Source organism: Robbsia andropogonis (assembly GCF_034047095.1).
Classification (GTDB): domain Bacteria; phylum Pseudomonadota; class Gammaproteobacteria; order Burkholderiales; family Burkholderiaceae; genus Robbsia; species Robbsia andropogonis.
The window spans coordinates 2,857,114-2,883,745 of the sequence record NZ_CP139170.1 but is presented as its reverse complement, the minus strand read 5'-3'; the positions used below and the strand labels follow the sequence as shown (position 1 = coordinate 2,883,745).

Annotated in this window: 26 protein-coding genes; 16 read left to right on the top strand and 10 right to left on the bottom strand. The window is 61.4% G+C overall.

Features of this window, described 5'->3' with window-relative positions; translation table 11 throughout:
• Positions 1-2: 2 nt before the first annotated feature.
• Both SJQ66_RS26055 and SJQ66_RS26050 read left to right on the top strand, forming a co-directional pair.
• A complete protein-coding gene (locus tag SJQ66_RS26055; RefSeq protein ID WP_320534724.1) occupies positions 3-947 on the top strand; it encodes an electron transfer flavoprotein subunit alpha/FixB family protein in 945 nt (314 codons plus the stop codon).
• Between the two features lie 110 nt (positions 948-1,057).
• Positions 1,058-3,034, top strand: coding sequence for an acyl-CoA dehydrogenase (locus tag SJQ66_RS26050; protein WP_024901612.1), 1,977 nt, complete (start codon positions 1,058-1,060; stop codon positions 3,032-3,034).
• A gap of 82 nt (positions 3,035-3,116) precedes the next feature.
• Here the strand turns inward: SJQ66_RS26050 and SJQ66_RS26045 are convergent, their stop codons facing one another.
• Positions 3,117-4,406, bottom strand: coding sequence for a D-amino acid dehydrogenase (locus SJQ66_RS26045; RefSeq protein ID WP_046153519.1), 1,290 nt, complete (start codon positions 4,404-4,406; stop codon positions 3,117-3,119).
• Positions 4,407-4,576: 170 nt separating this feature from the next.
• Here SJQ66_RS26045 and SJQ66_RS26040 point away from each other — a divergent pair, with 170 nt between their 5' ends.
• The gene (locus tag SJQ66_RS26040; protein ID WP_024901610.1) at positions 4,577-5,074 is read left to right on the top strand and encodes an Lrp/AsnC ligand binding domain-containing protein; all 498 of its coding nucleotides are present in this window, start codon (positions 4,577-4,579) and stop codon (positions 5,072-5,074) included.
• 25 nt (positions 5,075-5,099) lie between these two features.
• Here the strand turns inward: SJQ66_RS26040 and SJQ66_RS26035 are convergent, their stop codons facing one another.
• Positions 5,100-6,716 carry a PA0069 family radical SAM protein gene (locus SJQ66_RS26035; protein WP_320534723.1) on the bottom strand — a complete coding sequence of 539 codons (1,617 nt, stop codon included), beginning with the start codon at positions 6,714-6,716 and terminating at the stop codon, positions 5,100-5,102.
• Positions 6,717-7,064: 348 nt separating this feature from the next.
• On the opposite strand from SJQ66_RS26035, the gene rpsP reads away from it, so the two are divergent.
• The 6 genes from rpsP (at position 7,065) to SJQ66_RS26005 (ending at position 11,536) form a co-directional block, all read left to right on the top strand.
• On the top strand, positions 7,065-7,334 hold the full coding sequence (gene rpsP / locus SJQ66_RS26030) for a 30S ribosomal protein S16 (RefSeq protein WP_024901608.1): 270 nt from the start codon (positions 7,065-7,067) through the stop codon (positions 7,332-7,334).
• 12 nt (positions 7,335-7,346) lie between these two features.
• Positions 7,347-8,045, top strand: coding sequence for a ribosome maturation factor RimM (gene rimM / locus SJQ66_RS26025; RefSeq protein ID WP_320534722.1), 699 nt, complete (start codon positions 7,347-7,349; stop codon positions 8,043-8,045).
• A 64-nt stretch (positions 8,046-8,109) separates the two neighbouring features.
• Entirely contained in the window at positions 8,110-8,874 is a 765-nt protein-coding gene (trmD, locus tag SJQ66_RS26020; protein WP_024901606.1) for a tRNA (guanosine(37)-N1)-methyltransferase TrmD, read from the top strand.
• 149 nt (positions 8,875-9,023) lie between these two features.
• On the top strand, positions 9,024-9,413 hold the full coding sequence (rplS, locus tag SJQ66_RS26015) for a 50S ribosomal protein L19 (RefSeq protein WP_024901605.1): 390 nt from the start codon (positions 9,024-9,026) through the stop codon (positions 9,411-9,413).
• A gap of 178 nt (positions 9,414-9,591) precedes the next feature.
• Positions 9,592-10,428: an NUDIX hydrolase gene (locus SJQ66_RS26010; protein WP_024901604.1), complete on the top strand. Its 837-nt coding sequence runs from the start codon at positions 9,592-9,594 to the stop codon at positions 10,426-10,428.
• A 145-nt stretch (positions 10,429-10,573) separates the two neighbouring features.
• Positions 10,574-11,536 (top strand): CobD/CbiB family protein, encoded by a 963-nt coding sequence (locus SJQ66_RS26005; protein WP_046153539.1) that lies wholly within the window; start codon positions 10,574-10,576, stop codon positions 11,534-11,536.
• 33 nt (positions 11,537-11,569) lie between these two features.
• Here SJQ66_RS26005 and rsgA read toward each other — a convergent pair whose 3' ends face one another.
• Together rsgA and SJQ66_RS25995 are read right to left on the bottom strand one after the other, a co-directional pair.
• Positions 11,570-12,478, bottom strand: coding sequence for a ribosome small subunit-dependent GTPase A (gene rsgA, locus SJQ66_RS26000; RefSeq protein ID WP_320535378.1), 909 nt, complete (start codon positions 12,476-12,478; stop codon positions 11,570-11,572).
• A 31-nt stretch (positions 12,479-12,509) separates the two neighbouring features.
• Positions 12,510-13,778, bottom strand: a complete 1,269-nt coding sequence (locus SJQ66_RS25995) for a M48 family metallopeptidase (RefSeq protein ID WP_046153517.1) — start codon at positions 13,776-13,778, stop codon at positions 12,510-12,512.
• Positions 13,779-13,926: 148 nt separating this feature from the next.
• On the opposite strand from SJQ66_RS25995, the gene orn reads away from it, so the two are divergent.
• Positions 13,927-14,544, top strand: a complete 618-nt coding sequence (orn, locus tag SJQ66_RS25990) for an oligoribonuclease (RefSeq protein ID WP_036006997.1) — start codon at positions 13,927-13,929, stop codon at positions 14,542-14,544.
• Between the two features lie 69 nt (positions 14,545-14,613).
• Here the strand turns inward: orn and mog are convergent, their stop codons facing one another.
• Positions 14,614-15,312 carry a molybdopterin adenylyltransferase gene (mog, locus tag SJQ66_RS25985; RefSeq protein ID WP_082102902.1) on the bottom strand — a complete coding sequence of 233 codons (699 nt, stop codon included), beginning with the start codon at positions 15,310-15,312 and terminating at the stop codon, positions 14,614-14,616.
• Positions 15,287-15,943 (bottom strand): ribosome biogenesis factor YjgA, encoded by a 657-nt coding sequence (yjgA, locus tag SJQ66_RS25980; RefSeq protein WP_024901599.1) that lies wholly within the window; start codon positions 15,941-15,943, stop codon positions 15,287-15,289. Before yjgA ends, mog begins: the two co-directional genes overlap by 26 nt.
• A gap of 110 nt (positions 15,944-16,053) precedes the next feature.
• On the opposite strand from yjgA, the gene pmbA reads away from it, so the two are divergent.
• Entirely contained in the window at positions 16,054-17,430 is a 1,377-nt protein-coding gene (gene pmbA / locus SJQ66_RS25975) for a metalloprotease PmbA (RefSeq protein WP_320534721.1), read from the top strand.
• Positions 17,431-17,533: 103 nt separating this feature from the next.
• Here the strand turns inward: pmbA and SJQ66_RS25970 are convergent, their stop codons facing one another.
• Positions 17,534-18,076, bottom strand: a complete 543-nt coding sequence (locus SJQ66_RS25970; RefSeq protein WP_024901597.1) for a dihydrofolate reductase — start codon at positions 18,074-18,076, stop codon at positions 17,534-17,536.
• A 179-nt stretch (positions 18,077-18,255) separates the two neighbouring features.
• Here SJQ66_RS25970 and SJQ66_RS25965 point away from each other — a divergent pair, with 179 nt between their 5' ends.
• Together SJQ66_RS25965 and SJQ66_RS25960 are read left to right on the top strand one after the other, a co-directional pair.
• The gene (locus SJQ66_RS25965) at positions 18,256-19,092 is read left to right on the top strand and encodes a thymidylate synthase (RefSeq protein ID WP_024901596.1); all 837 of its coding nucleotides are present in this window, start codon (positions 18,256-18,258) and stop codon (positions 19,090-19,092) included.
• A complete protein-coding gene (locus SJQ66_RS25960; protein ID WP_046153514.1) occupies positions 19,052-19,285 on the top strand; it encodes a hypothetical protein in 234 nt (77 codons plus the stop codon). The genes SJQ66_RS25965 and SJQ66_RS25960 overlap by 41 nt, the downstream gene beginning before the upstream one ends.
• A 92-nt stretch (positions 19,286-19,377) precedes the next feature.
• Here the strand turns inward: SJQ66_RS25960 and fumC are convergent, their stop codons facing one another.
• Both fumC and SJQ66_RS25950 read right to left on the bottom strand, forming a co-directional pair.
• Complete coding sequence (gene fumC, locus SJQ66_RS25955) at positions 19,378-20,814, bottom strand: class II fumarate hydratase (protein WP_320534720.1); 1,437 nt, start codon at positions 20,812-20,814, stop codon at positions 19,378-19,380.
• Between the two features lie 180 nt (positions 20,815-20,994).
• Positions 20,995-22,659 (bottom strand): phospholipase D family protein, encoded by a 1,665-nt coding sequence (locus SJQ66_RS25950; protein WP_320534719.1) that lies wholly within the window; start codon positions 22,657-22,659, stop codon positions 20,995-20,997.
• A gap of 355 nt (positions 22,660-23,014) precedes the next feature.
• On the opposite strand from SJQ66_RS25950, the gene SJQ66_RS25945 reads away from it, so the two are divergent.
• The 3 genes from SJQ66_RS25945 (at position 23,015) to SJQ66_RS25935 (ending at position 24,877) form a co-directional block, all read left to right on the top strand.
• Positions 23,015-23,308, top strand: a complete 294-nt coding sequence (locus tag SJQ66_RS25945) for a ParD-like family protein (RefSeq protein WP_024901593.1) — start codon at positions 23,015-23,017, stop codon at positions 23,306-23,308.
• On the top strand, positions 23,305-24,099 hold the full coding sequence (gene map / locus SJQ66_RS25940) for a type I methionyl aminopeptidase (protein ID WP_320534718.1): 795 nt from the start codon (positions 23,305-23,307) through the stop codon (positions 24,097-24,099). Before SJQ66_RS25945 ends, map begins: the two co-directional genes overlap by 4 nt.
• Before the next feature lie 412 nt (positions 24,100-24,511).
• Positions 24,512-24,877: a hypothetical protein gene (locus tag SJQ66_RS25935; protein ID WP_024901591.1), complete on the top strand. Its 366-nt coding sequence runs from the start codon at positions 24,512-24,514 to the stop codon at positions 24,875-24,877.
• Between the two features lie 134 nt (positions 24,878-25,011).
• Here SJQ66_RS25935 and SJQ66_RS25930 read toward each other — a convergent pair whose 3' ends face one another.
• Positions 25,012-26,610: an amidase gene (locus SJQ66_RS25930; protein WP_320534717.1), complete on the bottom strand. Its 1,599-nt coding sequence runs from the start codon at positions 26,608-26,610 to the stop codon at positions 25,012-25,014.
• Between the last annotated feature and the right edge of the window lie 22 nt (positions 26,611-26,632).

The window sequence follows — 26,632 nt, the reverse complement described above, 5'->3', positions numbered from 1 at the left end:
TCATGACGATTCTGTTGATCGCGGAACACGACAATCGTGACATTAAAAGCGCGACGCTGAACGCCATGACGGCGGCACAGCAGATCGCACAGGCCGGCGGTGGCGATATCCATCTGCTGGTGGCGGGTGCCGATGCGCGCGCTGCGGCCGATGCGGCGGCGAAGATTGCCGGGGTGGCGAAGGTGCTGTTGGCCGACGATACCTCGCTAAAGGACGGCCTTGCCGAAAACGTCGAGAAGACGGTGCTGGGCATTGCCGGGGCGTATTCGCATATCGTGCTGCCGGCCACGGCGTATGGCAAGAACATCGGGCCGCGTATCGCCGCGAAGCTGGACGTGGCACAGGTGTCTGACATCACGGCGGTTGTCAGCGCCGATACGTTCGAGCGCCCGATTTACGCCGGCGCGGCTATCGCGACGGTGCAGGTTGCTGATGCGGTCAAGGTCATTACGGTCCGTGGTACTGGCTTCGACGCGGCCGCAGCGGACGGTGGTACCGCCACGGTGGAAAACATCGCCGCCGGCGGTGATGCCGGCGTGTCGCAATTCGTTGGCCGTGAGTTGACGAAGCTTGAGCGCCCGGAACTGACATCGGCGCAGATCGTCGTGTCGGGTGGCCGGGGGATGGGCAGCGCCGAGAACTACCATAGCGTGCTGGAACCATTGGCCGACAAGTTGGGCGCGGCACTGGGCGCATCGCGTGCGGCGGTGGACTCGGGTTTTGCACCGAACGACTCGCAGGTGGGCCAGACCGGGAAGATCGTCGCGCCGCAGTTGTATGTTGCCGTGGGCATCTCCGGTGCGATCCAGCATTTGGCCGGGATGAAGGATTCGAAGGTGATCGTCGCGATCAACAAAGACCCGGAAGCGCCGATTTTTGGCGTGGCCGACTACGGTCTGACCGCCGATTTGTTCGAAGCGGTACCGGCCTTGGTCAAGGCGCTGTAACGTCGACGATGGTGGTTCGGGTGTGGCTGGGCCGTCACCACGGACAACAACAATAAAAAGACGAAGGGGCCCGTATGGGTCCCTTTTTTTATTTTTGAAGGAGACGAAGCATGGAGTATCAGGCGCCGGTAGAAGAAATGTTGTTCCTGATGACGCGTGTGGGCGGCCTGGAACGCATTGCCCGCTTGCCGGGATTCGGGGAAGCTACGCCGGATACCGCCGCCGCGGTGTTGGACGAGGCGGCGCGTTTCGCCAATGGCGTATTGGCGCCGTTGAATACCGTCGGTGATCGCACACCACCCGTTGTTCAGGGTGATCGCGTCAAGGTGTCGCCTGGATTCAGTGAGGCGTTTACGCAATTTTCGGAAAGCGGCTGGCAGGGCCTGCGTCATCCGGAGAAATTTGGTGGCCAAGGCATGCCGCGCGTGCTTGCCACCGCTTGCCTTGAGATGTGGAACGCCGCAAACCTGTCATTTGCCTTGTGTCCGCTGTTGACCGACGGGGCAATCGAAGCGTTGCTGGCGGCCGGCAGCGAAGATCAGCAGGCGCGCTATTTGCCGCCGCTGGTGGCGGGTACCTGGGCGGGTACGATGAACCTGACCGAGCCGCAGGCCGGCTCCGACCTGGCGCGAGTGCGGACCCGTGCCGAGCCGCGGGAAGATGGTAGTTATCGACTGTTCGGTACGAAAATCTTTATCACGTACGGTGACCATGACATGGCCGAGAACATCGTCCATCTCGTGTTGGCGCGCCTTCCCGATGCTCCGCCCGGCGTGAAAGGCTTATCGCTTTTTCTCGTGCCCAAGTTCCTGCTTACCGCGGACGAAGCGGTGATCAACGCGGAACCGGCCAGTGCCATGGCACTCGGCGATGGTGTGCGTAACGATGTGCGTTGCGTGTCAATCGAGCATAAGCTCGGCATTCACGGCAGCCCGACGGCAGTGCTGCAGTTTGGTGATCACGGCGGTGCATGGGGGGAAATGCTGGGCAAGCCGAACCACGGGTTGCAGACGATGTTCATCATGATGAACGCGGCCCGGTTTGGCGTAGGGGTGCAGGGCATCGGCCTGGCTGACCGCGCGACACAGGCGGCGCGCGCGTATGCAATGCAGCGCGTACAGGGGCAGCCGGTGGAGACACCCGCCGATGATGCGTCGAAGGCGGCTGCGCCGGATTCGCGCGCCGCGGCGACCGATACGCGCCACGCAGCCGCCACGCAGCGGACCATCATCGCGCACCCGGATGTGCGACGCAGCGTGGCGACCATGCGCGCGATGACCGAAGCGGCGCGTGCATTGGCGGTGTTTGCCGCCAGCCGAGGCGACCACGCCGAGCATAATCCTGATGCGGGCGTGCGTCAGGCCGCGCAGGTGCAATACGATTATCTGGTGCCGATCATCAAGGGCTGGTCCACCGAGATGGCCGTGGAGGTGGCCAATATTGGTATCCAGGTACACGGTGGGATGGGTTTTATCGAGGAGACGGGCGCTGCGCAATATCTGCGAGATGCCCGCATTCTGCCGATTTATGAAGGAACCACCGCAATCCAGGCAAACGACCTCGTTGGCCGGAAGACCGTACGGGACGAGGGCGCCGCGGCCGGGCACTGGCTGTCGTGCATCGATGCTTGCATTACGGCGCTGCATGCTGCCGGCGGCCGCGATGCCGGTGCGGCCGCCGCGGCGTGGTCGTCGATTGCCGCGCAGTTGTCGCAGGCACGCGACGCCTATGCCGCCGTTGTCGAATTCATCGTCAATGCCGCGCAGACGGATCCTGCCGCCGCCTATGCGGGAAGCGTCGCTTATCTGCAACTCGCGGGCGTGACATTGTCGGGATGGCAATTGGCGCGTGCCGCATTGCTTGCCGCGGGCCTCGACGATGGCTTCATGGACGGTGCCGAGAAGTCAGATACAGGACGGGACGCGCCGCTGGCGTTCGACGTGGGGCCGGCATTTGCCGAGACGAAGCGCGCGCTGGCGCGTTGCTTTGCCGAACAGGTCATGCCCCGGACATCCGCGTGGCGGATCGCCATCGTCAGTACGCGAGGCGATCAAGGTATCTACGCTTTGCCGGACGACTGGCTTTGATCGACCAGGCGAAAACCGGATCGAAGCCCGTGTCCTGCCGCGGTCCGTCGCGAAGGGCTGCCCAGGCCGCCGGCGAAAGACGTCAGGCGAAAGCAGGCCGGGGACGCGGTGGGGCGGGTTCGCGCAAGTAACGGAAGATCGAGAGGTCGTCGGAGGCGATTTCCGGCGTTTTCCCGCTGATCAGGTCGGCGAGCAATTGTGCCGAGCCGCACGACATCGTCCATCCGAGCGTCCCGTGTCCGGTGTTCAGGAAGAGGTTGCGTACCGGTGTCGCGCCGACGATGGGGGTACCGTCCGGCGTCATGGGCCGCAAACCTGTCCAGAAACTGGCTTCAGCGGTATTGCCGGCGCCGGGGAACAGGTCGTTCACGCACATCTCCAGCGTGGCGCGCCGTGCCGGCCGCAACGTGCGGTCATAACCGACAATCTCCGCCATGCCACCTACCCGGATACGGTCGTCGAAACGGGTGATGGCGATTTTGTAGGTTTCGTCCAGCACCGTCGATACCGGCGCGTGCGCGGCGTTGGTGATCGGCACGGTGATCGAATAGCCTTTCAGCGGATACACCGGCACGTTGACGAGACCACGCATGAAGCCGGTGGAAAACGCGCCCAGCGCCACGACGATCTTGTCGGCACGCACCAGTTCGTTCCCGCATTGCACGCCGATCGCCGTATCGCCGGCGAGCGCCAGGGCCTCGATGGGTGTGTCATAGCGAAACGTCACGCCGTGCGCTTCGCACATGCTGGCAAGGCGGGTCGTGAATAACTGGCAATCGCCTGTTTCATCTTTTGGCAAACGCAAGCCGCCCGTCAACTTGCCGATGGCCGCCGCTAACGCAGGTTCGGCTTGCGCCAGTGCGGTGCCTTCGAGCAATTCGAAAGGGACACCCGCGTCGCGCAAGACTTGAATGTCTTTCGCCGCACCGTCGAACTGCGCCTGTGTGCGGAACAACTGCAACGTGCCGCCCTGGCGACCCTCGTACTGGATTCCCGTCTCGTCACGCAATGCGCGGATGCAGTCCCGGCTGTACTCCGCCAGGCGGACCATGCGGCCTTTGTTCACGGCGTAACGATCGGCCGTGCACTGCGTCAGCATGTGCCACATCCAGCGCAATTGGGCGGCGGTACCGTCCGGGCGGATGGTCAGTGGCGGATGCTTGGCGAACATCCATTTAATCGCCTTCAGTGGCACGCCGGGCGCCGCCCAAGGGGACGCATAGCCTGGGGAAATCTGACCGGCATTGGCGAAACTGGTTTCCAGCGCCGGGCCGGGTTGACGGTCGATGACCGTGACGTCGTGGCCGGCGCGGGCCAGGTAGTACGCGCTGGTTGTCCCGATGACACCCGCGCCAAGAACGATGATTTTCATCGCGGCATCCGTTGGAGATCTTCCGCATGCCCTGCGGACGTCGAGGGGCATGGCGATTCATTAGTAATTGTCGCTATACTATTTCTAGATTCACGGATTTTGTTATTGAATAGTTGCCGGTTTTCAGCAATTATTCGCGCATTCCCGCTCTTCGCATTCCGACACCGCCCATGCGTACCCAACATAAAGCCGTTCGTACACTCGATCGGATCGATCGACGTATTCTGACGTTGCTGCAGGAAGACGGGCGCATGGCTATGAAGGACCTGGCGGAGCAGGTCGGACTGTCGATCACGCCGTGTATCGAACGCGTCAAGCGGATGGAGCGCGATGGCGTGATCATTGGTTACTTCGCGCGCGTGGACCCGGCGCAACTCGGTGCGTCGCTACTGGTGTTCGTCGAGATCACGTTGGACCACAAGAACGGCAATATGTTCGAGAAGTTCCGGCGCGAGGTGATGAAGGTGCCGGAAGTGCTCGAATGCCACCTGGTGTCCGGCGATTTCGACTACCTGATCAAAGCGCGCATAGGCGAAATGGCCGATTACCGGAAGATACTCGGCAATGTATTGCTGCAACTGCCGGGCGCGACGCAATCAAAGAGCTATGTCGTGATGGAAGAGGTCAAGGAGACGCTTGTCATTCCCATCGCCGAGCGATCCGAGTAAGCGCCGGATCGCCTGCACGGTGTCTTCAAAACAGGTTCATCTGAGGATGGACCAACGGGGCGATCGCGGTCGCGTTTGCTTGCGTTTGCTTTCGGATAGGGCGCTGGTGTTTTTCCTGCCGTGCCAGTGCGTCGAGTCGTGCGGGACTGCCGGCAAACAGATCACAGCGCAACGGTGGCCGCGACACATTCACACCATGGCGACGGCAAGCCATATTGAAACGTTGGGCCAGTAGTTCGGCGAACAACCCGGTACCACGCATTCGCTGACCGAAGGTCGCATCGTTATGCCGTCCGTCGCGCATCTGCTCGATGAGACTCAATACGTGTCGACGACGATCCGGGTAGTGCGTTTCAAGCCAGGCGATAAACAGATCCCGCACTTCCAGTGGCAGCCGCAACATGACATAGCCGGCATGCTGCGCACCGGCACGCGCCGCCTCCTGGATGACATGTTCGACATCGAAATCGGTCAGCGCGGGAATCACCGGCGCCACCACGACACCGCAGGGAATGCCACGCGCGTGCAACTGGCGAATGGCCTCGATGCGACGTGACGGCGTGCTGGCGCGTGGTTCGAGTTTCCGCGCAATCTCCGCGTCAAGCGTGCCTACGGACATAAACACCCGCACCAGTCCCTGTCGCGCCATCCGCTCGAGAATGTCGGCGTCTCGAACCACCAATGCGGATTTCGTCGTGATCGCGATGGGATGCCGATAAGCCTCGGCCAGCGCCAGTACTTCGCGCGTGATGCGGTAGGTGCGCTCGATCGGTTGATAGGGGTCGGTGTTGGCCCCGAGCGCCAGCACATCGGCGCGATAGCCGGGCTTATCGAAGGCTTCGCGTAGTTTCTCGACCGCGTTCGTTTTCACGTAGAGCTTGGTTTCGAAGTCGATGCCCGGTGACAAATCGAGGTAGGCGTGCGTGGGGCGGGCGAAACAGTAGACACAGCCGTGCTCGCAACCACGATAGGCATTCAGTGAGCGATCGAATGGCACGTCGGGAGAGGTGTTGCGGGCGATGATGGTGCGCGCCGTTTCCGTGGTCACCATCGTGTGCAACCGGATCATCGGCTTTTCACGAGAAGCATTTGCGGTGTCGCGAACATGCTTGATGTCATTGTCACCGTCCTGTGGTGCACCACCGCGGTCATGATGGTCGGTTGACGAAACGTGCGCCAACCGGGTGTCATGGGCAGCGTCGTCGTCGATGCCGCCTTCGGCCGCGTCCCACGGACGACCCTCGTCATCGTGCCGACAGTGCGCATCCGCCTCGCGTGACCAACCCTGAAATCGCGGCACCGGGTTACTGACGGCGCCTCGCCCACGCGCTATCGTGTTGCCTCTGTCTGGATGGAAAGGCGTGCCCCCCGTGCCGCGATGCGACGCAATGGCGTGAGCCGCATTCGCGCGCCCAGTCGGTACGGCGCGACCGATATCGTCTTCGGCCGTCTCCCGGCCCGCCTCGGTGTCGTACCGGATGGCATTTGAGCGGGGCGGCGTCATATGCGCGGGGCGATGAGGCATGTCTGATATATCGGTGATGGTAAGGCGCCGGTACGTGATAACGCGATGCCACCCTGGGATACCAGTGGTCGGCGGCATGTCCCAGGCTGGTCGCAGCGCTTCCGTGTTGAAAGGCATGAAACAATGCGCCAGCAATATGTCGCGGCCTTTTGAATACTGTATGGGTATACAGTATTTTTCGCAAGTCCTCGGTACGGCATCGGTCGTTCGGCCGGCGCGTTCCGCCTGGTCAGTGGGGATCGGCGACTGATGCCGCGGATCGCCGGAATCGCCATGAGACATGTGTCACCGCCGCAACATTTCGTTGTGACGACGCCAATCGTACGGTGCCATGCAGGCTGGCGGCGGCGGTCGCGACCTGGCCCGACAGCGCCGACATCACACTAAGTGTTTGGTAGCTAGCGAAATTCCCGCTATAATCGCGTGTTTCACGCTGCACACACACCAGATTTCTAGGAATTCAGTATGGTCATCATCCGCCTGTCCCGCGGTGGCGCGAAGAAGCGCCCGTTTTACAACATCGTTGCGACCGATTCGCGTAATCGCCGCGATGGCCGTTTCATCGAGCGTATCGGTTTCTACAATCCGGTCGCGCAAAAGGGCGAAACCTTGCGTATCGCGCAAGATCGCCTGACGTACTGGGTTGGTACCGGCGCACAGTTGTCGCCCGCAGTCGCGCGTCTGGCGAAGGAAGCCGCCAAGGCGACCGTCGCGGCAGCGCCGGCAGCAGCTTAAAGGCGAGCAGGTTTGACGTCGTCAGGATCGAATGCGCCGGGCTTCGGCGCTTTCCGCCCGCGCGCCCCAAAGGGGCGGGCGACGGAAAAGGCCGCCGATGAGCATCGCGAGGCCGATGTCGAGGTTGTCGCACAGGCCGATGCGGTGCCCGTTGAGCCGGTTGTTCTCCCGAACGACCTCATCGAGGTAGGGGTGATTGGCCAGGCGTACGGGGTACGCGGTCAGGTCAAGGTTTTCCCGCACGCTGGCGCCGCTGATGGCGACGCCGCGATGTTGAACGCCAAATATTGGTGGTTGCGCGGTCCACGCGAGTCGGCGCCGCGACGTACGGCGGTGCGGGGTGCCAAGGTGCACAGCGGTGCGGTCGCGGTTTCGATCGCTGGTTGCGACGATCGCGATGCGGCATTGGCGTTGAAGGGAACCGCGGTGCTGGTACGCCGCGCGGACTTTCCGGCGCTGCCTGACGGCGAGTATTACTGGGTCGACTTACTCGGCCTGGCGGTGGTGAATCCGGCCGGGACGGCGTTGGGCCGGGTTTGCGACCTGATGGACAACGGTGCGCATTCGGTCTTGCGGGTGGCGTATGACTCGCAGGAAGCCAACGGCCAGACGGTCGAGCGCGAACGGCTGATCCCGTTCGTCGATGCGTACCTGCGGGAAGTCGACCTGCCAGGCAAGCGGATTGTCGTCGACTGGGATGTCGATTATTGATACCCGGCAGCACGGTACGCCTGGAACCTCGTCAGGGGATCGGGGGCGACCGGCGGAGACGAGCATGCGGTTCGACGTGCTGACACTGTTCCCGGAGATGTTTCGGGCCTTGACCGATTGGGGCGTGACATCCCGGGCGGTCAAGCAGGGGCGCTATGCGTTGCACACGTGGAATCCGCGCGATTTCACGGTCGACTCGCATCGCACCGTGGATGACCGGCCTTATGGCGGCGGCCCCGGCATGGTAATGCTGGCCCGGCCGCTTGATGCCGCGATTACGGCGGCGAAAGCCGCGCAGCAGGCGGAGGGGCGCCCCGTGCCGCGCGTGGTGATGCTCTCGCCACAAGGCGCGCCGTTGACCCACAAGCGGGTCACGTCGCTGGCGGCGGAGTCGGGTCTGGTGTTGCTGTGCGGCCGGTATGAAGCGGTGGACCAGCGGTTGTTGGACCGATGTGTCGACGAGGAAATCAGTGTTGGTGACTTCGTGCTGTCGGGCGGCGAACTACCTGCAATGGCATTGATGGATGCGGTGATTCGTCTGCTGCCCGGTGTGCTGGGGGATGCCCAATCGGCGGTGCAGGATAGCTTTGTCGATGGTTTGCTGGATTGTCCGCACTACACGCGCCCTGAGGAATACGAAGGGGTGCGGGTGCCGGATGTGTTGTTGGGCGGTCACCACGCGCAGATTGTCGCGTGGCGTCGCCAGCGGTCTTTATCGAAAACCCGGGCACGCCGCCCGGATCTTATCGATGCGGCCCGTCGCGATGGATTGTTGAGCAAGGCCGATGAGGCCTGGCTCGCCAATCCGGCTTCATCGGACCCGGCGTGAACGATTGGTTTCAAGCCAATGACACGACGGGCGCGATAGGGCCGGACTACGGCGGCAGGAATGATTTCCTGCCGGTTTCCCCATCCTCTGCCGAGGCCTCGTGCATCAGCGCGGTATACAACGTCGGCAAGATGGTTTCAGGAGTAATCATGAATCTGATCGAACAACTCGAAAAAGAAGAAATCGCACGCGCTTTGGGCGATAAGACCATTCCGGAATTTGCGCCGGGTGACACGGTCGTCGTCAACGTGAACGTGGTTGAAGGTACGCGTAAGCGTGTTCAGGCTTACGAAGGCGTGGTCATCGCCAAGCGTAACCGTGGTCTGAATTCGTCGTTCATCGTTCGTAAGATCTCGTCGGGTGAAGGCGTCGAGCGTACCTTCCAGACGTACTCGCCGCAGTTGGCCAGCATCGAAGTCAAGCGTCGCGGTGACGTGCGTCGTGCGAAGCTGTACTACCTGCGCGCGCTGTCCGGCAAGAAGGCGCGTATCAAGGAAAAGCTGGTCCGCAAGGAACAGCCGGCAGCCGCGGCAGAGTAAGCCACGGTACCCTGGGATGCGATTCCCGGGGGGCTCCGTGCGGTGGCGCGTTTGATCGCGATGCTTGCACGGGGCCGGCATGCAGTATCGGTTGTTGACAAAGGCACCTTCGGGTGCCTTTGTGCTTTTGGTGTTCGCACCGCAATATGGTCGTACAGAACAACAGGAATCCGCACCGATGCCAGACCGCCCGCTGTTCGATCCCGCCGTGCTACCGATAGAGGCACCCCCGGTGGACCTGGCGCCGTTGCCCGCCGAGGTGATGACCGCCGACGCATTGCGCCGACGTTTTGCCATTGCCGATACATTGCAATGGGTTCCGGAGCAGTTGGAGCCGCAGGGTCGCGAGTCGAGCCTGCATGCATCGTTGCGGCCGGCCGCTGTGCTGGTGTCATTGGTGACGCGGCCGGAAGAGCTTACCGTATTACTGACACAGCGCGCGGCGCACCTGACCGATCACGCTGGACAGATCTCGTTTCCAGGCGGACGGTGTGATCCTGAGGACCGCGATGTCGTCGCCACGGCGTTGCGCGAAGCATGGGAAGAGATCGGGCTCGCGGCCCGCCATGTCGAACTGCTGGGTTGCATGCCGGAATACATAACTGGCACCGGCTACGCCGTGACGCCGGTTGTTGCTCTAGTGCATCCGCCATTCGACGTCAAGCCAGCCGAGCGGGAAGTAGCCGAATGCTTCGAGGTGCCATTGGCGTTCTTGATGAACCCTCTGCATCACCAGATTCGCCTTTACCAGCCGCAGAGCCCCCCACCGACGAGCCGGCAAGAAGCATCACCATTGTTTTCTCGTCGAGACGGGATAGCGTCGTCTTTCGCGTTGCCCAGGACAATGACAGATCCGCTTGCGGCAGCAGGCGCCTACGTTGCAGCACCTACGGCGCGCCGTTTCTTTTCCATGCCCTATCCACGCGTCGATGGGCATGGAGAGCACTTCATCTGGGGCGCCACGGCAGGCATGTTGCGAAACCTCTACCACTTCCTTTCGGCCCAATGTAATTGACGTCTTCGAGCGTTACATTTGATGTTATTGTTACAAGCACATTGGTAACGTGTTCCTCGGATGGCGAGGTGTAAACGGTGCTTGCCGTATCCGTATGCCAATGCTGTTCCGTGTGTTCCGTCTTTTGCTTTGTGCAGCCGATCGCATGACTTTCTTTTCTGTACTTCTCGCCTTGATCCTCGAGCAGCTTCGCGCGCTCGACTCGAACAACGTCGTCTCGCGATTGCTGCGGCGACACGCCGAACGCACTGGCCGCGGCATGGATGGTGGACGCGGCAAGCACGGCGTGTTGGCGTGGTTGGGCGTCGTCCTGCCTTGGACGGTAGGGGTTGGCGTCATCTATTATTTGCTGTGGCATGTCAGCTTTGTGCTGGCTTTCGCCTGGAACGTGGCCGTGCTGTATCTGACGCTTGGATTCAGGCAGTTCAGCCATTACTTCACCGATATCCAGGTTGCGCTCAATAACGACGATGTGCCGCTCGCACGTGAGTTGTTGCAGACCTGGACCGGCATTGAAACGCGAGACATGCCGGTCAGTGAGATCGTGCGTAACACGCTCGTCTATGCGGTGATCGCTTCCCATCGGCATGTGTTCGGCGTGTTTTTCTGGTTTCTGATTCCGATCGGTCCGGCGGGTGCAGTGTGCTATCGCATCGCCTCGCATCTGGCGGCAACGTGGACTGAGCCTTCGGCCGAGCACAGTCCGGCCTTCGCCAACTTCGCACGCCGCGCATTCTTCTATATCGACTGGATTCCGGCACGTCTGACCGCGCTGGGTTTTGCCATCGTGGGTAATTTCGAGGACGCGGTCTATGCCTGGCGCCATTACGGTGGTGTGTGGGCGGATACGAACGAGGGGGTGCTGCTGGCGGCGGGGAGCGGCGCGCTGGGCGCGCGCCTGGTGGAGCCCCAAGCGGAGCAAACGGCGACGGAGTCGTTCGGCACGTTCGATACGATGCTTGATCCTTACAACCGCCCCGCGCCGCTGCCGGTAGGGGATGATTGCACACCGAGAACGCTCCGTTCGGCGGTCGGGCTGGTCTGGCGTGCGGTCATCCTGTGGATGATTCTGTTGTTGATGGTGACGCTGTCGGTGTGGCTGGCGTGATGGTGTCGTCGTGCGGCGCGCACGAGGAAGGAATCAGCGCACGACCTGATTGGTCTCGTGTACCAATTGGGCGTACAGCGCATGCCGGTTCGGTGTGATTCGACCGTCGCCAAGCGCTTCGAGAATCGCGCAACCCGGTTCGTGCAGGTGACGGCAATTATAGAATCGGCATTTGCCCAGCAGCGGCCGGAAGTCGGGGAAGGCCCGCTCCAGCGTGCCTTCCGTCAAGTGGTGCAGGCCAAACTCCTGAAAACCGGGCGAGTCAAGCATGGCGCCAGGCGCGCTGTTTTCATCGACTGATGGCAAGGCGTAGCGACGTGTGAAGGTCGTCGTGTGCTTGCCTGCATGCAATGCTGCGGAGATTTCGCGCGTTGCCGCTTCGGCACCTGGTACCAGTACATTGATCAGCGTCGATTTCCCCATTCCCGACTGACCCAGCAGCAACGTCGTACGGCCGCTCAGCGCCGGCGCCAGCGTGGCGCGCGCGCCCTGCGGATCGGCCCCGGCCGACAACGCATGAACCGGGTAGCCCAACGCGGCATACGGCGCCAGTCGACCGCGCGCGTGGGCCAGCGCATCGGTGACATCCACTTTGTTGAGGATGATGCAGGCACTAAGACCGTGTGCATCAGCTGCCACCAGGGCGCGGCCGAGCAGGTCCTCGCTGAAATGCGGTTCGGTGGCGACGACGATCGCAATCTGGTCGAGATTCGCCGCGAACAGCTTCGACTTGTATTGGTCGGAGCGGTACAGCAGGTTGCGGCGCGGCAGCACTGCATCGATGACACCCTGGTCCGCGGACTGCCGCGCCACGCTGACACGATCGTTGACGGCGACGTCGCTTTTCTTGCCGCGTGGAAAACATTGCATCAGCGGGCTGCCGTCATCCGGTGTCACGACGTAGTGTCGGCCGTGCGCGGCGATTACCGTCCCTTCGAACATGTCCGGGTCTGCCGCGCGGGCAGGAGCTTGCTTAGGTTGCGCCACGAATACCTTCCAACTGCAGCAGGCGATCGATGCGCTGCGATGCGGGGGGGTGAGAATAATAAAATGCCGAATATACCGGATCAGGTGTCAACGTCGACGCGTTGTCCTGGTACAGCTTCACCAGCGCATTGACGAGGTCTTGCGCCCGCGTCTGATCGGCGGCGAATGCATCGGCCTCGAATTCGTGCTTGCGCGACGTCAGCGCACTGATCGGCCCGGCGAAGAACAGGAAAACCGGTGCGATCAGGAAGAACAGCAGCAGCGCCAGGCCGGCGTTGTTCGTGCCGGCACCGTCCGGGTGCACCTGCATTTCCGTATAGAACCAGCTTTGTTGCATCAACCAGCCGAGCAAGGCGAGCAGGGCCAGGCTGATGCCGAACGTTGCCACCATCCGCTTGATCACATGGCGACGCTTGAAATGTCCCAGTTCGTGCGCCAGCACCGCCTCTATTTCGTCGCCGGACAGGCGCGAGATCAGCGTGTCGAAGAAGACAATGCGCTTGGCCGCACCAAAACCGGTGAAATAGGCATTGCCGTGCGCCGATCGGCGACTGCCGTCCATGACGAACAGGCCCTTTGCCGCAAAGCCGCAACGTTGCAGCAATGCTTCGATCCGCGTCCGGAGCCCGTCGTCGTCGAGTGGCTGGAATTTGTTGAAGAGCGGTGCGATCCACGTGGGATAGAGCACCAGCACGAGCACGTTGAATCCGACCCACACGGCCCATGCGTATAGCCACCACAGCGCGCCGGCGCGCGCCATCAGCCATAACACGACAAGCAGCAGGGGCAGACCGAGCACCGCGCCAATAGCGGTGGATTTCGCGAGATCGGCGAAAAACACGCCCGGTGTCATCTTGTTGAAACCAAAGCGCTCCTCCACGACGAAATGTCGGAGGTAGTCGAAGGGCAGATCGACTAGGCTGGTTATCCCCACCACTACGGCGATCAGCAGGACCTGCTGCAGCATGCCGTCTCCCAGCCAAGCGGTCAGCAGCCTATCCAATGCACCGGTGCCGCCGCCCAGGGTCAGCAACGCCAGCACCACGGCGCCAGTGACCACCTCCGCGGCGCTCAGTTTCGCGAGGGCAACGGTGTAGTCGGCGGCACGTTGATGTGCGTGGAGCGGGATCGTATCAGCGAAACGCGTCGGGACGCTGGCGCGGTGCGCGGCGACATGGCGGATCTGGCGCATGCCGAGCCACAGCTTGGTGGCGACCATCGCGGCCAGTGCAATGGCGAACAGAATCGAGAACATGGTAAGACGTCCGGCTAAGTACGCAGCATCGTGCGCTGAAGCACCCCATCGCGGCTGCCGGCCGCGTGTTTTACAGGGCGGAGGTGGGCATATCGGAGACCGTATGGCACTATGCGGGAATTATCGTTTCTTCGCTACTGTCGCCGTCATGTCCGTTCCTTCGTCTGAAACGCCCGTCGTATCGTCGCCGTCCGCGCCTGCCGTCCTCCCTCGCAGTGAATTCAACCTCGTCTGGGTGGACATGGAAATGACCGGCCTGCAGCCGGATACCGACCGCATCATCGAAGTCGCCGTGGTGGTCACCGATCCTCAACTGCAGGTGATGGTCGAAGGCCCTGTCTTGGCCATCCATCAATCCGATGCTGCCTTGGACGCCATGGATGACTGGAACAAGAATACGCATGGTCGTTCGGGTCTGATCGATCGGGTTAAGGCCTCGACGGTGACGGAGGCGGACGCGGTCGCGCAATTGCGCACCTTCCTCGGACAATACGTTCCCCCCGGCAAATCGCCGATGTGCGGCAATTCGATCTGCCAGGATCGCCGTTTCATGGCGCGTTGGATGCCGGAACTGGAAGCGTTTTTCCATTATCGCAACCTCGACGTCAGTACGCTGAAGGAGCTGATGCGCCGTTGGCGTCCTGACCTGATGAAGGGTTTCCAAAAGCGGGCGCAACATACGGCACTCGCCGATATCGTCGAATCGATTGACGAATTGAAATATTACCGCGAGCATTTCATCCGTTCCGACGCCGATAAAGCGTAAGCGTCCACGCGCACCGCATCGGCCGATCGTGCCAGTACCGCCGGTGCGTCGGTCAGCGTCGCGCGACCCTCATGCCCCAGGCTGCGGGCGTCGCGCCGATTTGGGCCGGAAAGCATCGACGATGGCGGGATCGGTTTCGATGTAGGGGCCGCCGATCAAATCCACGCAATAGGGCACGGCCGCAAAAATCCCTGGCACGCGCAATGTCCCATCCTCCTGCCGCAGGCCTTCCAGCGTTTCCTTGATCGATTTGGGCTGACCGGGCAGGTTGATGATCAACGCGGCATGCGTCGGCGTTTCTCGAATCACCGCGACTTGACGTGACAGGATCGCGGTGGGAACAAAGGCCAGGCTGATTTGTCGCATCTGCTCGCCAAATCCAGGCATCGTCTTTGTCCCCACCGAAAGTGTGGCCTCAGGTGTGACATCGCGGCGTGATGGGCCCGTGCCGCCAGTGGTCAGCACGAGGTCGCACCCCACGTGGTCGACCAGTTCGACGAGCGTTGCTGAAATATTGGCGGCTTCATCGGGGATCAACCGTGTCTCGATCCGGAACGGGCTGGTCAGTGCCGTTTCGAGCCACTGTGCCAATGCCGGTATGCCGGCGTCCTGATAGGTACCGGCGCTCGCGCGATCGCTGATGGAGACCAACCCGATCACGACTTCATCGGGATGGCCCCGTGCGGTGCGTGTAGGCGATTCACCGGTGCCTGCGTGTGCCGCACGGGGTGCATCAGGCGTTTCAGGCGGGGTGATCGATGTCGTCATCGTGGTCCTCGTCTTCTTCGTCGCCACCGTCCTCGTCTCCGGATTCGGCGCTGGCCACGGTGCTGGCCGCCTTTACCCATTGGAACAATTCGCGGTAATAGCGCGGCGACCCCTCACGCTGGCTTTCCCGGCGAGCGTTGCGAATCAGGGTTCGGCCTTGCTGGACGTCCGCTTCCGGGTAGCGTTGCAGGAAATCAGTCAGCGCGTCATCGGATTCGAGCAGTACGTCGCGCCACCGCTCGATAGCGTGCAGTTTCACCGTTTCCGCACGGCTGATGCCGCGGATCTTGTCGAGCGTTTGCCGCAACGCGGTCACGTCGGCGTCGTCCAGGCGGCGCATCACCTTGCCGACGAACTGAAGCTGCCGTCGACGACCTTCGTGGTCGGTGATCCGGCGCGTCTCGGTGAGGGCGTCAAACAGGGCTTCAGGCAGCGGCAATTTGCGGAAGGCCTCCTTGGGCAGTTCCGCTAGTTCCTTGCCCAGCACCTGGAGCGCTGCGGTGTCGCGTTTGCGCTGTGATTTACTGGGCCGGTCGTAGACCGGTTCACCATCAGGTCCCAGCGGGCTTTCGGGGAGTTCATTGGGCCGGCCGGCTTCCCCTGCGCGGCTGGCGTTTCGTTTGCGAGTCATGCGCGAATTGTACAGACCCAGCGGGCCGCTGTGCGTGTTGGCAGGGTTTGATATGATCGGGCGATGGCCGCCTGGCCTCTATCCAGGCTTCCGAGGAGATACGTCAACCCATGCCCGCAGCTCATACGTCCAAGACCTCGCGTTTGTTTCCCCATTCGCAGGACCAGTTGAAGGAGATCGCCAGCGATATCCTGAAGTACGCGAAGGAAATCGGTGGCACCGATGCCGCCACCGAGATCTCGGAAAGCGATGGCCTCTCCGTCAGCGTACGGCGCGATCAGGTAGAGACCATCGAGCACAATCGCGACAAGTCCGTCGGCGTGACCGTGTTCATCGGCAATCGACGCGGTAATGCGAGTACCTCGGATTTCACGCCGAAGGCACTGCGTGACGCGGTGGCGGCGGCATACAATATCGCGCGATTTACCGCCGAAGACGACTGCGCCGGCTTGGCCGAGGAAGCGCTGCTCGAACGGTCTCCGCGTGACCTCGATCTATTCCACCCGTGGGACCTCGATGCGGAAACCGCCGTGGAGATCGCCCAACGTGCCGAGCAGGCGGCGTTCGAGACCGATCCGCATATCGAGAATTCCGACGGCGCGACGGTCGCGGCGCAACATTCGCAATTCGTCCTGGCCACCAGCCGTGGTTTCATCGGTGGCTACCCGGTCTCGCGGCATTTCGTTTCGTGCGCACCAATTGCCGGCTTGAATGGGCAGATGCAGCGCGATGACTGGCATTCGGTCAAGCGCGACGCCAAGCTGTTGAGCTCGGCCGAGAAAATCGGTCGCTATGCCGCCGAGCGTGCCTTGTCCCGCCTGGGCGCCCGGCCGATTGATACATGCAAGGCGCCGGTGCTGTTCGAAGCGCCGATCGCGATGGGGTTGATCGCGTCTCTGACGCAGGCCGTTGGCGGCGGGGCGTTGTACCGGAAAGCATCGTTTCTGGTCGACAGTCTCGATCGCCCGGTGTTGGCGGATCATATGAGCATTATCGAAGACCCGTTCGTGCCTGGCGCGATGGGCAGTGCACCGTTCGACGACGAGGGGGTGCGCGTGAGCAAGCGCGCGTTCGTCGAGGAAGGCGTGCTGCGAGGGTATTTTCTGTCGACGTACTCGGCGCGTAAGCTCGGCATGCCCACCACTGGTAACGCTGGCGGCGCGCACAACTTGAAGATCGTCAGCAAGCTGACCGATCCGGGCGATGACCTGGATGCGATGCTGCGCAAGCTCGATACCGGTTTGTTCGTGACGGATCTGATGGGACAAGGCGTGAATCTGATCACGGGCGATTATTCACGCGGCGCATCGGGGTTCTGGGTGGAAAACGGCAAGATCCGGTATCCGGTAGAGGAAATCACGATTGCCGGTAATCTCGGAGAGATGCTGCGCCACGTCGTGGCCGTGGGTGCCGATGAATTGGTTCGCGGCAATAAGACCTGTGGGTCGATCCTCATTGAACGGATGACGATCGCCGGGAAGGCATGAGCGGGCGGTGTGATGATGGTGGCGTGACTCGCATCATTGCGTCTGGCGACGTGGTGGGGCGTCAGGCGATGCGGTTGTCCATGCTGGTCGAAACCGCCACTGCTTAACGGCGGCGGTATTCGACAAATGCATAACCCAGGCGCGCCGTGCCGTTCTCGCGTGTCATCGGCGGATGGCTTTCCCGGGCAGTTTCTACCCAGATCGTCGGATCGGGGGCGGCAAAGAACGCATCGCCCTCGACATCGGCATCCACCTCGGTAATCAGCAACCGCTGCGCCAGACTCATCCCTTCCCTGTACAACTGCGCGCCGCCGATCAGGAACACCTCCGGCACGCCGTCCGACGCACACGCTTGCAGCGCTGCTTCCAGGCTGTTCACCGCGTCGCATCCGGCAAATTCGCGTGCGGGGTCGCGGGTGACCACGACATTTCGACGTCCCGGCAGCGGTCGTCTGATCGATTCGTGTGTCTTGCGGCCCATGACGACCGGCGCGCCCATCGTCGTTTTCTTGAAATACGCCAGGTCTTCCGGCAGGTGCCACGGCAACTGGTTGTCGCGTCCGATCACACCGTTGCGCGCGCGCGCGACAATGAGCGTCAATGGCGGTTGGGACAGCGGCTGTGCTGCAGGGGTCGGCTGGGTCATGGTGACGTCGGGTGGAAGCGGGCACGTCGACAGATCGATACATCGACCTGTCAGGTCGTTGGCCCGACATTGTATCGCTGTCGCTGTCGCGGCATCTTCCGGATCTGCCGGAATCTGTCTCGTCTGGATAAGGCGGAGTAAAATACGCGGGTCAGTCAATTCTCTACGAGTGTTCGCGCATGGACCAGCAGTATCTCGCCGTTCTGCGGCAGCTCCTCGAACAGGGGCACGTCAAGGGCGATCGCACCGGCACCGGCACGCGCTCGATTTTCGGCGTGATGTACCGGCATGACCTTGCCGACGGTTTTCCCTTGCTGACGACGAAGAAACTGCATATACGGTCGATCCTGCATGAATTGCTGTGGTTTCTGCGCGGCGACACCAATCTGCGCTACTTGCACGAGAACAAGGTCACCATCTGGGACGAATGGGCGACGCCGGAAGGAGAGCTGGGTCCGGTCTATGGCGCGCAGTGGCGCAAGTGGCCCAATCCGGACGGCACGTCAACGGACCAGATTTCAGCGCTTGTCGATTCCTTGATCAAGAAACCGAATAGCCGCCGCCATATCCTGAATGCGTGGAACGTGTCATTCCTGCCGGACGAGTCGCGTTCCCCTGTGGAGAACGCGGCGGCGGGACGGATGGCGCTGCCGCCGTGTCATGTGATGTATCAGTTCAATGTGACCAATGGCCGCCTGAGCTGCATGCTGACACAGCGTTCCGGCGACTGGTTCCTGGGCGTGCCATATAACTGCGCGTCGGTGGCGTTCTTGACGCATATGCTGGCGCAGCAGGTGGGATTGGAGCCGGGTGAGATCATCCACTCAATTGGCGATGCCCATCTTTATTCGAATCATGTCGAGCAGGCCGCGCTGCAATTGACGCGTGCACCACGTGCGTTACCGGCATTGAAGATCCACCGCAAGCCGGCGTCGATGTTCGACTATCGCTTCGAAGATTTTGAGATCGCCGATTATGATCCGCACCCGCATATCGCCGCGCCCATTGCCATCTGATTGCGTGGCCACGACGGCACCGCCGCGCCGGCGTGGCGCGCCATTGTTGGCCTGGATGCCGATTGCCATGGTGTGTGCGGCGAGTCTGGTGCTCGGCGGTTGCGCCGGAGGCAGCGGAGGGAGTGCGGGAAGCGCAAACGGTATTTCGATGTACGGCACGATCGACCAGGGCGTCTCGTTCCGTAGCCGCTGACAGTTTGCTTTTGCCACGCCCGCAAAAAGAACGGCCCATCAGGGCCGTTCCGTTTTTTCAAGCGGGCATTCGCCGGGGAAAGCAGCGCTGTTTCAGCGCTTGCCCACCATCTCTTCCGGTTTGACCCATTCGTCGAATTGCGCGTCAGTCACGTGGCCGAGTGCCAGTGCGGCCGCTTTCAACGTCGACCCATCCTTATGCGCTTTCTTTGCGATTTGTGCCGCTTTGTCATAGCCGATATGCGGATTCAGCGCCGTCACCAACATCAGTGATTCGTTCATCAAGGTGGTGATGCGTTCGCGGTTCGGTTCGATACCAACGGCACAGTTGTCGTTGAAGCTGCGTGCGCCATCGGCCAGCAGGCGCACCGATTGCAGCACGTTATGGGCGATCATCGGGCGGAACACATTCAATTCGAAGTTGCCGCTGGCACCGCCGAAATTGACCGCGACGTCGTTGCCGAATACCTGGCAGCACAGCATGGTCACGGCTTCCGATTGTGTCGGATTGACCTTGCCCGGCATGATCGAGCTCCCCGGCTCGTTTTCCGGTATCGACAGTTCGCCGAGTCCGCAGCGCGGACCACTGGCGAGCCAACGGATATCGTTGGTGATTTTCATCAAGCCTGCCGCCACGGTCTTCAGCGCACCATGCGCATGCACCAACGCATCCGCCGCCGCCATTACTTCGAATTTGTTCGGCGCGGTGATGAAGGGCAGTTTCGTCAACCGGGCGATTTCCGCCGCCACCTTGACCGCGAATTCCGGATGCGCGTTCAAACCGGTGCCCACGGCGGTGCCGCCTAGTGCGAGTTCATAGAGATGCGGCTGCGCGGCTTGCGCGTGTTTGATTGCCTGGTTCAACTGCGCGACGTAGCCGGAAAATTCCTGGCCCAGTGTCAACGGTGTGGCATCTTGCAAGTGGGTCCGGCCGATCTTGACGATATCGTCGAACGCCTTCGATTTCGCTTGCAATGTATCGCGGAGCAGGGCCAGCGCCGGTAGCAAGGTATGGTGGATCGCGTAGGCGGCAGCGATGTGCATCGCGGTGGGGAATACGTCATTGGACGACTGGCCGCGGTTGACGTCATCGTTCGGATGGACTTTGCGCGCTTCACCGCGCTCGCCGCCCAGCAACTCGCTGGCCCGGTTCGCCAGCACCTCGTTGAGGTTCATATTTGTCTGCGTACCGGAGCCGGTCTGCCAGACCGCAAGCGGAAATTCGTCCGGATGCTTGCCGTCGATCACCTCATCGGCTGCGGCGATGATCGCCTGTGCCCGATCCTCGGGCAGAACACCGAGCTGTTGATTGACCGCGGCGGCGGCGCGCTTGACGATCGCCAGCGCATGAATCATCTCGGGCGATTGTTTCTCGGTCGATATCTTGAAATTCTGTAGCGAACGCTGCGTTTGCGCTCCCCACAGTTTGGCGGATGGAACGGCAATTTCGCCAAAGGTGTCGCGTTCCATGCGGACCGCACCGTGATGGTCGGTGGGGCGGGACGAGGAATGCTGCGCGTCTGCTGTCATCGTGAACTCCAGAATGCGCCGTCGTGCGACCGGTCGTCGGGCTGCCGCAGTGGGGAGCGGCGCCTCGGGACGTTTGTCAGGGCGCGCGGCGGGGGCAGGTCATCGGCATATCCCTCTTGGCTGGGGGCGCATCGGGGATTTGCCAGCCCGAGAACCGTGTCGCGCGCGGTCGTTCGCTTCTTACAACTGGTTTTTCAACGGCAAGATGAAAAAGATGCCGGTCAGTACGTTACGCCATAGCCCGGCATCGGGATCGAAGTTGTACGTCACTACCTGACCGTGCTCGCGCGTGGTCCATACCAGGGGCGAGGGTGGCGAGCCGGACGCACCGGTCTGCGCCAAGGCGTCGCGATCGGCCAGCGTGACATGGTAACTCTCATCGGGCGACGCTGCTTCGCGGAACAATGCCGTCACCTGTTCCGCCAGTACCGGACTGTCCACTTCAAGCGCCATTTCCGTGTTCAAGCCGGCGGATCGGGGATCGAGATTCGGTGAGCCGATAAACAGAATCTGATCATCGAACACATAGGCTTTCGCGTGCAGACTGGCACGCGAATGCGAGCCGATCAGCCCGGGCTTGCGCTCCCCGGCAATCGGTTTGAATTCGTACAGGGCGACGCCTCTCTTCAACAGCGGCACACGTGCCGGGGCATAGCCGGCCTGTACGGCCGGTGCATCGGTTGCCGCCAGGGAATTGGTCAGGACCGATACTTGGACACCGCGCGCCACCATATCGCCCAACTTATCGATGCTGCCGTTATGCGGGACAAAATAGGGCGAGATAATGAGGAAACTTTTTTTCGACTGATCGGCCAGTTGTCCGATGCGACTGATCGGCGGGCTGACGTAGTCATCGGTCGGGGTAGTGATCTTGCGTGGCGTGTCCGCGTAGAACGTTGCCTTGGCCCAGACCAACGGTATCTGCCCGGTGCGAATCTGCCGTGCCAACGGCGGCTCGTCGAGATTGGCGCCGTCGGTCATGGCCGACATCTCGTCCCAATGCCGGCGGAGTTCAGCACGCACCTTGACGATTTTCGCGGCCCGGAAGTGCTGTCTGTTCAACGCTTTCAGCGGATAGCTTTCCTCGCTATTCCAGAACACATCGAAACTGCGCGAGATGTCCGGCACGATGGGCCCGACGGACAGGATGTCGATATCGCGGAACGTAATGGACGGACTGGCGTCAAAGTATTCGTCGCCAACATTGCGCCCGCCGGTGATGGCTGCCTGATTGTCGGCGATCATCGCTTTGTTATGCATTCGGCGGGTCAGCGTATCCAGGTGCGTCACGACGTTGCCCATTCGCGTCAGTGCACCTTCGTTCGCCGTCGCGAATGGGTTGAAGACGCGGATCTCGATATTCGGTGTCGAATTCATCACCGCCATGATCGAGTCGATATCCTTGAAATTCATATCGTCCAGGAGCATGCGCACCCGGACGCCGCGCTCCGCTGCCCGGACTGCCGCTTCGAGCAGCAACTTGCCGGTGTTGTCCTCGTTGGCGATGTAGTACTGAATGTCGAGTGTCCGGGTGGCCGACCGGGCCAGCGAAATACGCACCGCCAGTGCTTCCCGGCCTTGCACCAGCAAATGGAAACCGGACTCTCCCGGATGCGCCGCGCGCGCGGCGGCAAACGAGGCCGACAGCGGCGTGGGCGTGCTCGCGGGTAACGCCTGCGATGGCTGACGCACGAAGCTCGACGCAGCGGGCCGTGTCGTGGCACACCCCGCTAATGCCAACAGCGTGGCCGCCGCCAGCAACAGGCAAAAGCGGCCATACAGATCAGACAATTTCTTCAATCCAGGCGTTGCCGCCTGCCACTGGTACCCGTGCTGAAACCGCATGTTTTTATGTCTTTTTAAGGAGAGAGGGAAGCTGGGCGCGTGACCAGCGGGCCATCACATGCATTCTAGGAGAAATCCTGGCAATGATCGCGCGGCGCAAGGCCGCTTTCGATCGGTGGACGAAACGCACTAAAGCACGGTGCGTGCCGGGACGCGTGAGCCCAGGCTGCGCGGGCAATTGTTAGTCGGATGGGGCGCCGATGGATGATCCGGAAGGGGGGGCGTGTCTAAAAGCAAATGGATTGTCGGCGTTCGGCAACGGCGTGGCGCAGGGCAAACCTGTCTTCACACGTGACGGCGGGGTGCATTGTTGGTAGTATATGAAGTGACTACATTTCGTATATCACGGCACATCATGGGAATTATCAAGATATCCGATGTCATGCACGCAAACCTGCGCGCGACGAGCGGTGCATTGAGTCGATCGATCAACGCGCAGGCGGAGCATTGGATGCGGGTTGGGATGCTATCGGAGTTGTATCCGTCGCTGGCTTACGGGGAGATTTGCAGGATATTGATCCAGGCGGATGCTGATGGCACGGGACCGGCGTTGGTGCAGTTTGAAGGTGAACACGCTCAGCGCGGCGGCGTTGTATTGAATGCCGTAAACACTGATAGCCAGCAAAGAGCGACGGAGAGCGCGGCATGAGAGAAAATAAGAAAATCACGCTACGCTCCGAGGCGGAGATTGCTCAGGCGGCAACGGCGGGCGCACTTGCGGCGGATGTCTTGCGGATGATCGCGCCGCATGTGCAGCCGGGTGTGACCACGGACAAGCTGGACAGGCTCTGCCACGAATACATCGTTGACGAGTTGGGCGTCGTGCCTGCCAATGTGGGCTACCACGGCTATCCAAAAACGGTCTGCGTGGCCGTTAATCACGAAGTGTGTCACGGCATTCCGTCACCAAAGCCGCTGCGGGATGGCGACATCATCAACATCGACGTGGCGGTGATCAAGGATGGATGGTTCGGAGATACGAGCCGGATGTATTGCGTCGGCACACCGAGCGCCGCGGCAATCCGCTTGGTCCGCACGACTTACGATGCCATGTGTGCCGGCATTCGCGCCGTGCGGCCGGGCGCGACGTTAGGTGACGTGGGGTACGCGATTCAATCCGTGGCGCATGCCGCGGGATTCAGCGTAGTGCGGGAGTATTGTGGGCACGGGATCGGCAAGGTCTACCACGATGCGCCGCAAGTATTGCATTACGGCCGCCCCGGCGAAGGGGCGACGCTGAAGCCCGGCATGATTTTCACGATTGAACCAATGATCAACGCGGGACAGGCGGCCGTGCGGCAATTGGCCGATGGTTGGACCGTGGTCACGCGCGACCGCAGCCTCTCCGCGCAATGGGAGCATATGGTCGCGGTAACCGATGACGGCTATCGCGTGCTGACGCAATGGCCGGATGGGTTCGGTGACTATGCGGCGGTTTGATCTGTTTTCGCTTGCACTATGCATATCGTAACAAAGTATTTGCATCACCCGCGGTGCGGGGCGGGGCATGCGTCCCGACCGGAAATCTGCACCTCGCCTTTTACCAATGACAGGCAAGTTCTTTTCGATTAGTGTGCGGATTCGTAATACTTTGCGCGATTTAAGACTACGGAACTTGATGGTCGCTGCGTTGAGCGAGACTTCTCCGATGCCGACTTTGGCGGCACAGTTCGTACTGCTTTCCAGTGGACGAAGCAGCGCGCTAGATTCCGAAAAACTGGGATTGATCCCGTAGGTCCAGATTGACGTGTGTGTCACAGTTAAGCTTCTCAGCTGTCGCGAATACGGAAAATATCCGCTGTCAGTGTCTAACCGTGTTGCCAGCATTCGTCATCTTAGGAACCATTAAGAAATGGAAAATAAAAACATAGGCATTACCGCGATATTGCTAGCGACATGTTTAACCTTGTCGGGCTGTAGTGGATTCGAGATTTTCAAATACGATTCGGTTCCAGTTGTGCGTGCCGTTCTAACCGCAGGCGCAACGCGCGCATCGGTCGTTGCGGCGGGCGGGCAGCCGAATAGCGAAGTGAAGGTTCCGCAGAATGGAGGCGTGTGCCTGAACTACACCCTGTTGACAGACAAAGGGGCGACAACGCCATTTTTTGTCGTGCTAACGCGGGATAACCGCGTTGCCAATTACGGCTATGTGTCCTGTGCGACCGCGCTCAAGGACAACTACGCGATGCCGTCGGAGGGGATGAAGCAGGTGTATTGAGCGTCGACGTGATACTGATGGCGTCGGTCATGGACGACACTACCGCGCGTCTCCGAGCGCCATTTTACGAAGACGCGTGCTTCGGCGTGCAAGGTATAAGCGGCTCGGACCAAGGGGTGGCTTTGCGCGGGTTTTTAATAGCCGGAAGGCGGTATAAAGCCGCCGAAAGCCGCTTCATAAAGGCGAGCGAATGCGAGAGGCGTGCGGTCTTCTAGATAGGCACCTACGACTTGCGCGCCAATTGGCAAACCTGAGGCGTCAAGCCCGACTGGAAAACTCGTGGCAGGCAACCCCGGTACGACTGGCAGACCAGCCCAGTGAAATAGCTCGCGGAAATACAGCTCCCGTTCACCGTCTTCGTAGGAAACGGGAAACCGTCGCGCATCCTTTTCCGATGCCGCATTATGCGCGAAAGCGGGCAATGGGGCGACCGGCGTCAGAACGACGTCGATATGGTTAAATAGCTTTTCCCACTGCGCGCGCAGGGCAAGACGCGCTTCGTGCTGCAAGAGCCAGTCGCGGTGGCTGATCGAAAACGAACGTAACCATGTCGCGTCGGCGCTGGCGTCATTGTCAGCCAGCGCCGCAAGGCGTGCTGCCGCGCTTGCATCGAGAGGGGGCGGGCTTGCGAGCGATGCGCCCAGGAGCCCGCGATAAAGCGCATGCGCCGCAACGAGATCAGGCAGCACGGCATCTGGCGCGGCGCGCGCCAAAGTCTCGGGCGTGAAGACCGTAACATGATGCGCCCGCAGATTTCGAGCCGTACGCTTTATCACCTCCTGTTCGCTGATACTCGCGTCCGTGCCCGGCCACTGTGCCAATAGCAGTCCGCGAAAATCGGCGAGCTTTGCATGACGTGCCGGCGGTAACGACACGCGCCATGCTTTCTTCTCGACAGGGTCCTGGTTCACTAGCAGATCGAGCGCCAATTCGAGATCGGCGGCGGTGCGTGCCAGCGGACCCGCCACAACCAGATCACGGGTCGCGTGACGACCTTGCGGTACGCCGGTGCCGCGTAGCGAGATCAGGCCCTGACTCGGCTTGTGGCCAAACACGCCGGTGAAGTGCGCCGGGATGCGAATTGAACCACCGATATCGGTACCGAGTTCAAGTGAGGAAAATCCCGCGGCGAGGGCGGTGGCGGAGCCACCCGACGAGCCACCAGGCGTGCGAGACAAGTCCCACGGATTGCGCGTCAAGCCGTAAATCTCATTGAAACTTTGCAGGTCGGCCAGCCCCAACGGCACATTGGTCTTGCCGATCAAGATGGCACCGGCCGCACGCAGGGCAGCGACAGCGGGCGCGTCTTGTACAGCGAGATTATCCTGATAGCGCACATCACCGACGGTCGTCGGCCAGCCCTCGACATCGAAGGATTCCTTCACCGTGACCGGGACGCCCAGCAGGGGTAAGCGCACGCCTTGCTGCAATGCTGTGTCGGCCGCCTTGGCGGCCGCGCGAGCACCGGCCTCATCGATAAAGACCACGGCATTCAGCGTCGGATCGAGTCGATCGATCCGCGCCAATATTTGTTCTAGCAGTGCTTCAGCGCTGACTTCGCCACCGGCCAACGCGCGCGCTTGCTCGTGCGCGCCGGCATAAATCAAGCGCGGATCACGTGCGTGCGGTCGGGTCGTGCCATCGGCAAAAACCGGTAGTGTTTTGGTGCTTGCGTCCAACGCCGACACATTGCCAGTGTCACGCGGGATCGCAATTTCAAGACGGTCGTTCATTGCTGGCGCTCCTTTGGGTAGC

Coding starts and splice junctions, on each gene's coding strand:
- SJQ66_RS26055 (WP_320534724.1), top strand. CDS start 3: ATGACGATTCTGTTGATCGCGGAACACGACAATCGTGACATTAAAAGC.
- SJQ66_RS26050 (WP_024901612.1), top strand. CDS start 1,058: ATGGAGTATCAGGCGCCGGTAGAAGAAATGTTGTTCCTGATGACGCGT.
- SJQ66_RS26045 (WP_046153519.1), bottom strand. CDS start 4,406: ATGAAAATCATCGTTCTTGGCGCGGGTGTCATCGGGACAACCAGCGCG.
- SJQ66_RS26040 (WP_024901610.1), top strand. CDS start 4,577: ATGCGTACCCAACATAAAGCCGTTCGTACACTCGATCGGATCGATCGA.
- SJQ66_RS26035 (WP_320534723.1), bottom strand. CDS start 6,716: ATGCCTTTCAACACGGAAGCGCTGCGACCAGCCTGGGACATGCCGCCG.
- rpsP (WP_024901608.1), top strand. CDS start 7,065: ATGGTCATCATCCGCCTGTCCCGCGGTGGCGCGAAGAAGCGCCCGTTT.
- trmD (WP_024901606.1), top strand. CDS start 8,110: ATGCGGTTCGACGTGCTGACACTGTTCCCGGAGATGTTTCGGGCCTTG.
- rplS (WP_024901605.1), top strand. CDS start 9,024: ATGAATCTGATCGAACAACTCGAAAAAGAAGAAATCGCACGCGCTTTG.
- SJQ66_RS26010 (WP_024901604.1), top strand. CDS start 9,592: ATGCCAGACCGCCCGCTGTTCGATCCCGCCGTGCTACCGATAGAGGCA.
- SJQ66_RS26005 (WP_046153539.1), top strand. CDS start 10,574: ATGACTTTCTTTTCTGTACTTCTCGCCTTGATCCTCGAGCAGCTTCGC.
- rsgA (WP_320535378.1), bottom strand. CDS start 12,478: ATGTTCGAAGGGACGGTAATCGCCGCGCACGGCCGACACTACGTCGTG.
- SJQ66_RS25995 (WP_046153517.1), bottom strand. CDS start 13,778: ATGTTCTCGATTCTGTTCGCCATTGCACTGGCCGCGATGGTCGCCACC.
- orn (WP_036006997.1), top strand. CDS start 13,927: ATGTCCGTTCCTTCGTCTGAAACGCCCGTCGTATCGTCGCCGTCCGCG.
- mog (WP_082102902.1), bottom strand. CDS start 15,312: ATGACGACATCGATCACCCCGCCTGAAACGCCTGATGCACCCCGTGCG.
- yjgA (WP_024901599.1), bottom strand. CDS start 15,943: ATGACTCGCAAACGAAACGCCAGCCGCGCAGGGGAAGCCGGCCGGCCC.
- pmbA (WP_320534721.1), top strand. CDS start 16,054: ATGCCCGCAGCTCATACGTCCAAGACCTCGCGTTTGTTTCCCCATTCG.
- SJQ66_RS25970 (WP_024901597.1), bottom strand. CDS start 18,076: ATGACCCAGCCGACCCCTGCAGCACAGCCGCTGTCCCAACCGCCATTG.
- SJQ66_RS25965 (WP_024901596.1), top strand. CDS start 18,256: ATGGACCAGCAGTATCTCGCCGTTCTGCGGCAGCTCCTCGAACAGGGG.
- SJQ66_RS25960 (WP_046153514.1), top strand. CDS start 19,052: ATGATCCGCACCCGCATATCGCCGCGCCCATTGCCATCTGATTGCGTG.
- fumC (WP_320534720.1), bottom strand. CDS start 20,814: ATGACAGCAGACGCGCAGCATTCCTCGTCCCGCCCCACCGACCATCAC.
- SJQ66_RS25950 (WP_320534719.1), bottom strand. CDS start 22,659: ATGCGGTTTCAGCACGGGTACCAGTGGCAGGCGGCAACGCCTGGATTG.
- SJQ66_RS25945 (WP_024901593.1), top strand. CDS start 23,015: ATGGGAATTATCAAGATATCCGATGTCATGCACGCAAACCTGCGCGCG.
- map (WP_320534718.1), top strand. CDS start 23,305: ATGAGAGAAAATAAGAAAATCACGCTACGCTCCGAGGCGGAGATTGCT.
- SJQ66_RS25935 (WP_024901591.1), top strand. CDS start 24,512: ATGGAAAATAAAAACATAGGCATTACCGCGATATTGCTAGCGACATGT.
- SJQ66_RS25930 (WP_320534717.1), bottom strand. CDS start 26,610: ATGAACGACCGTCTTGAAATTGCGATCCCGCGTGACACTGGCAATGTG.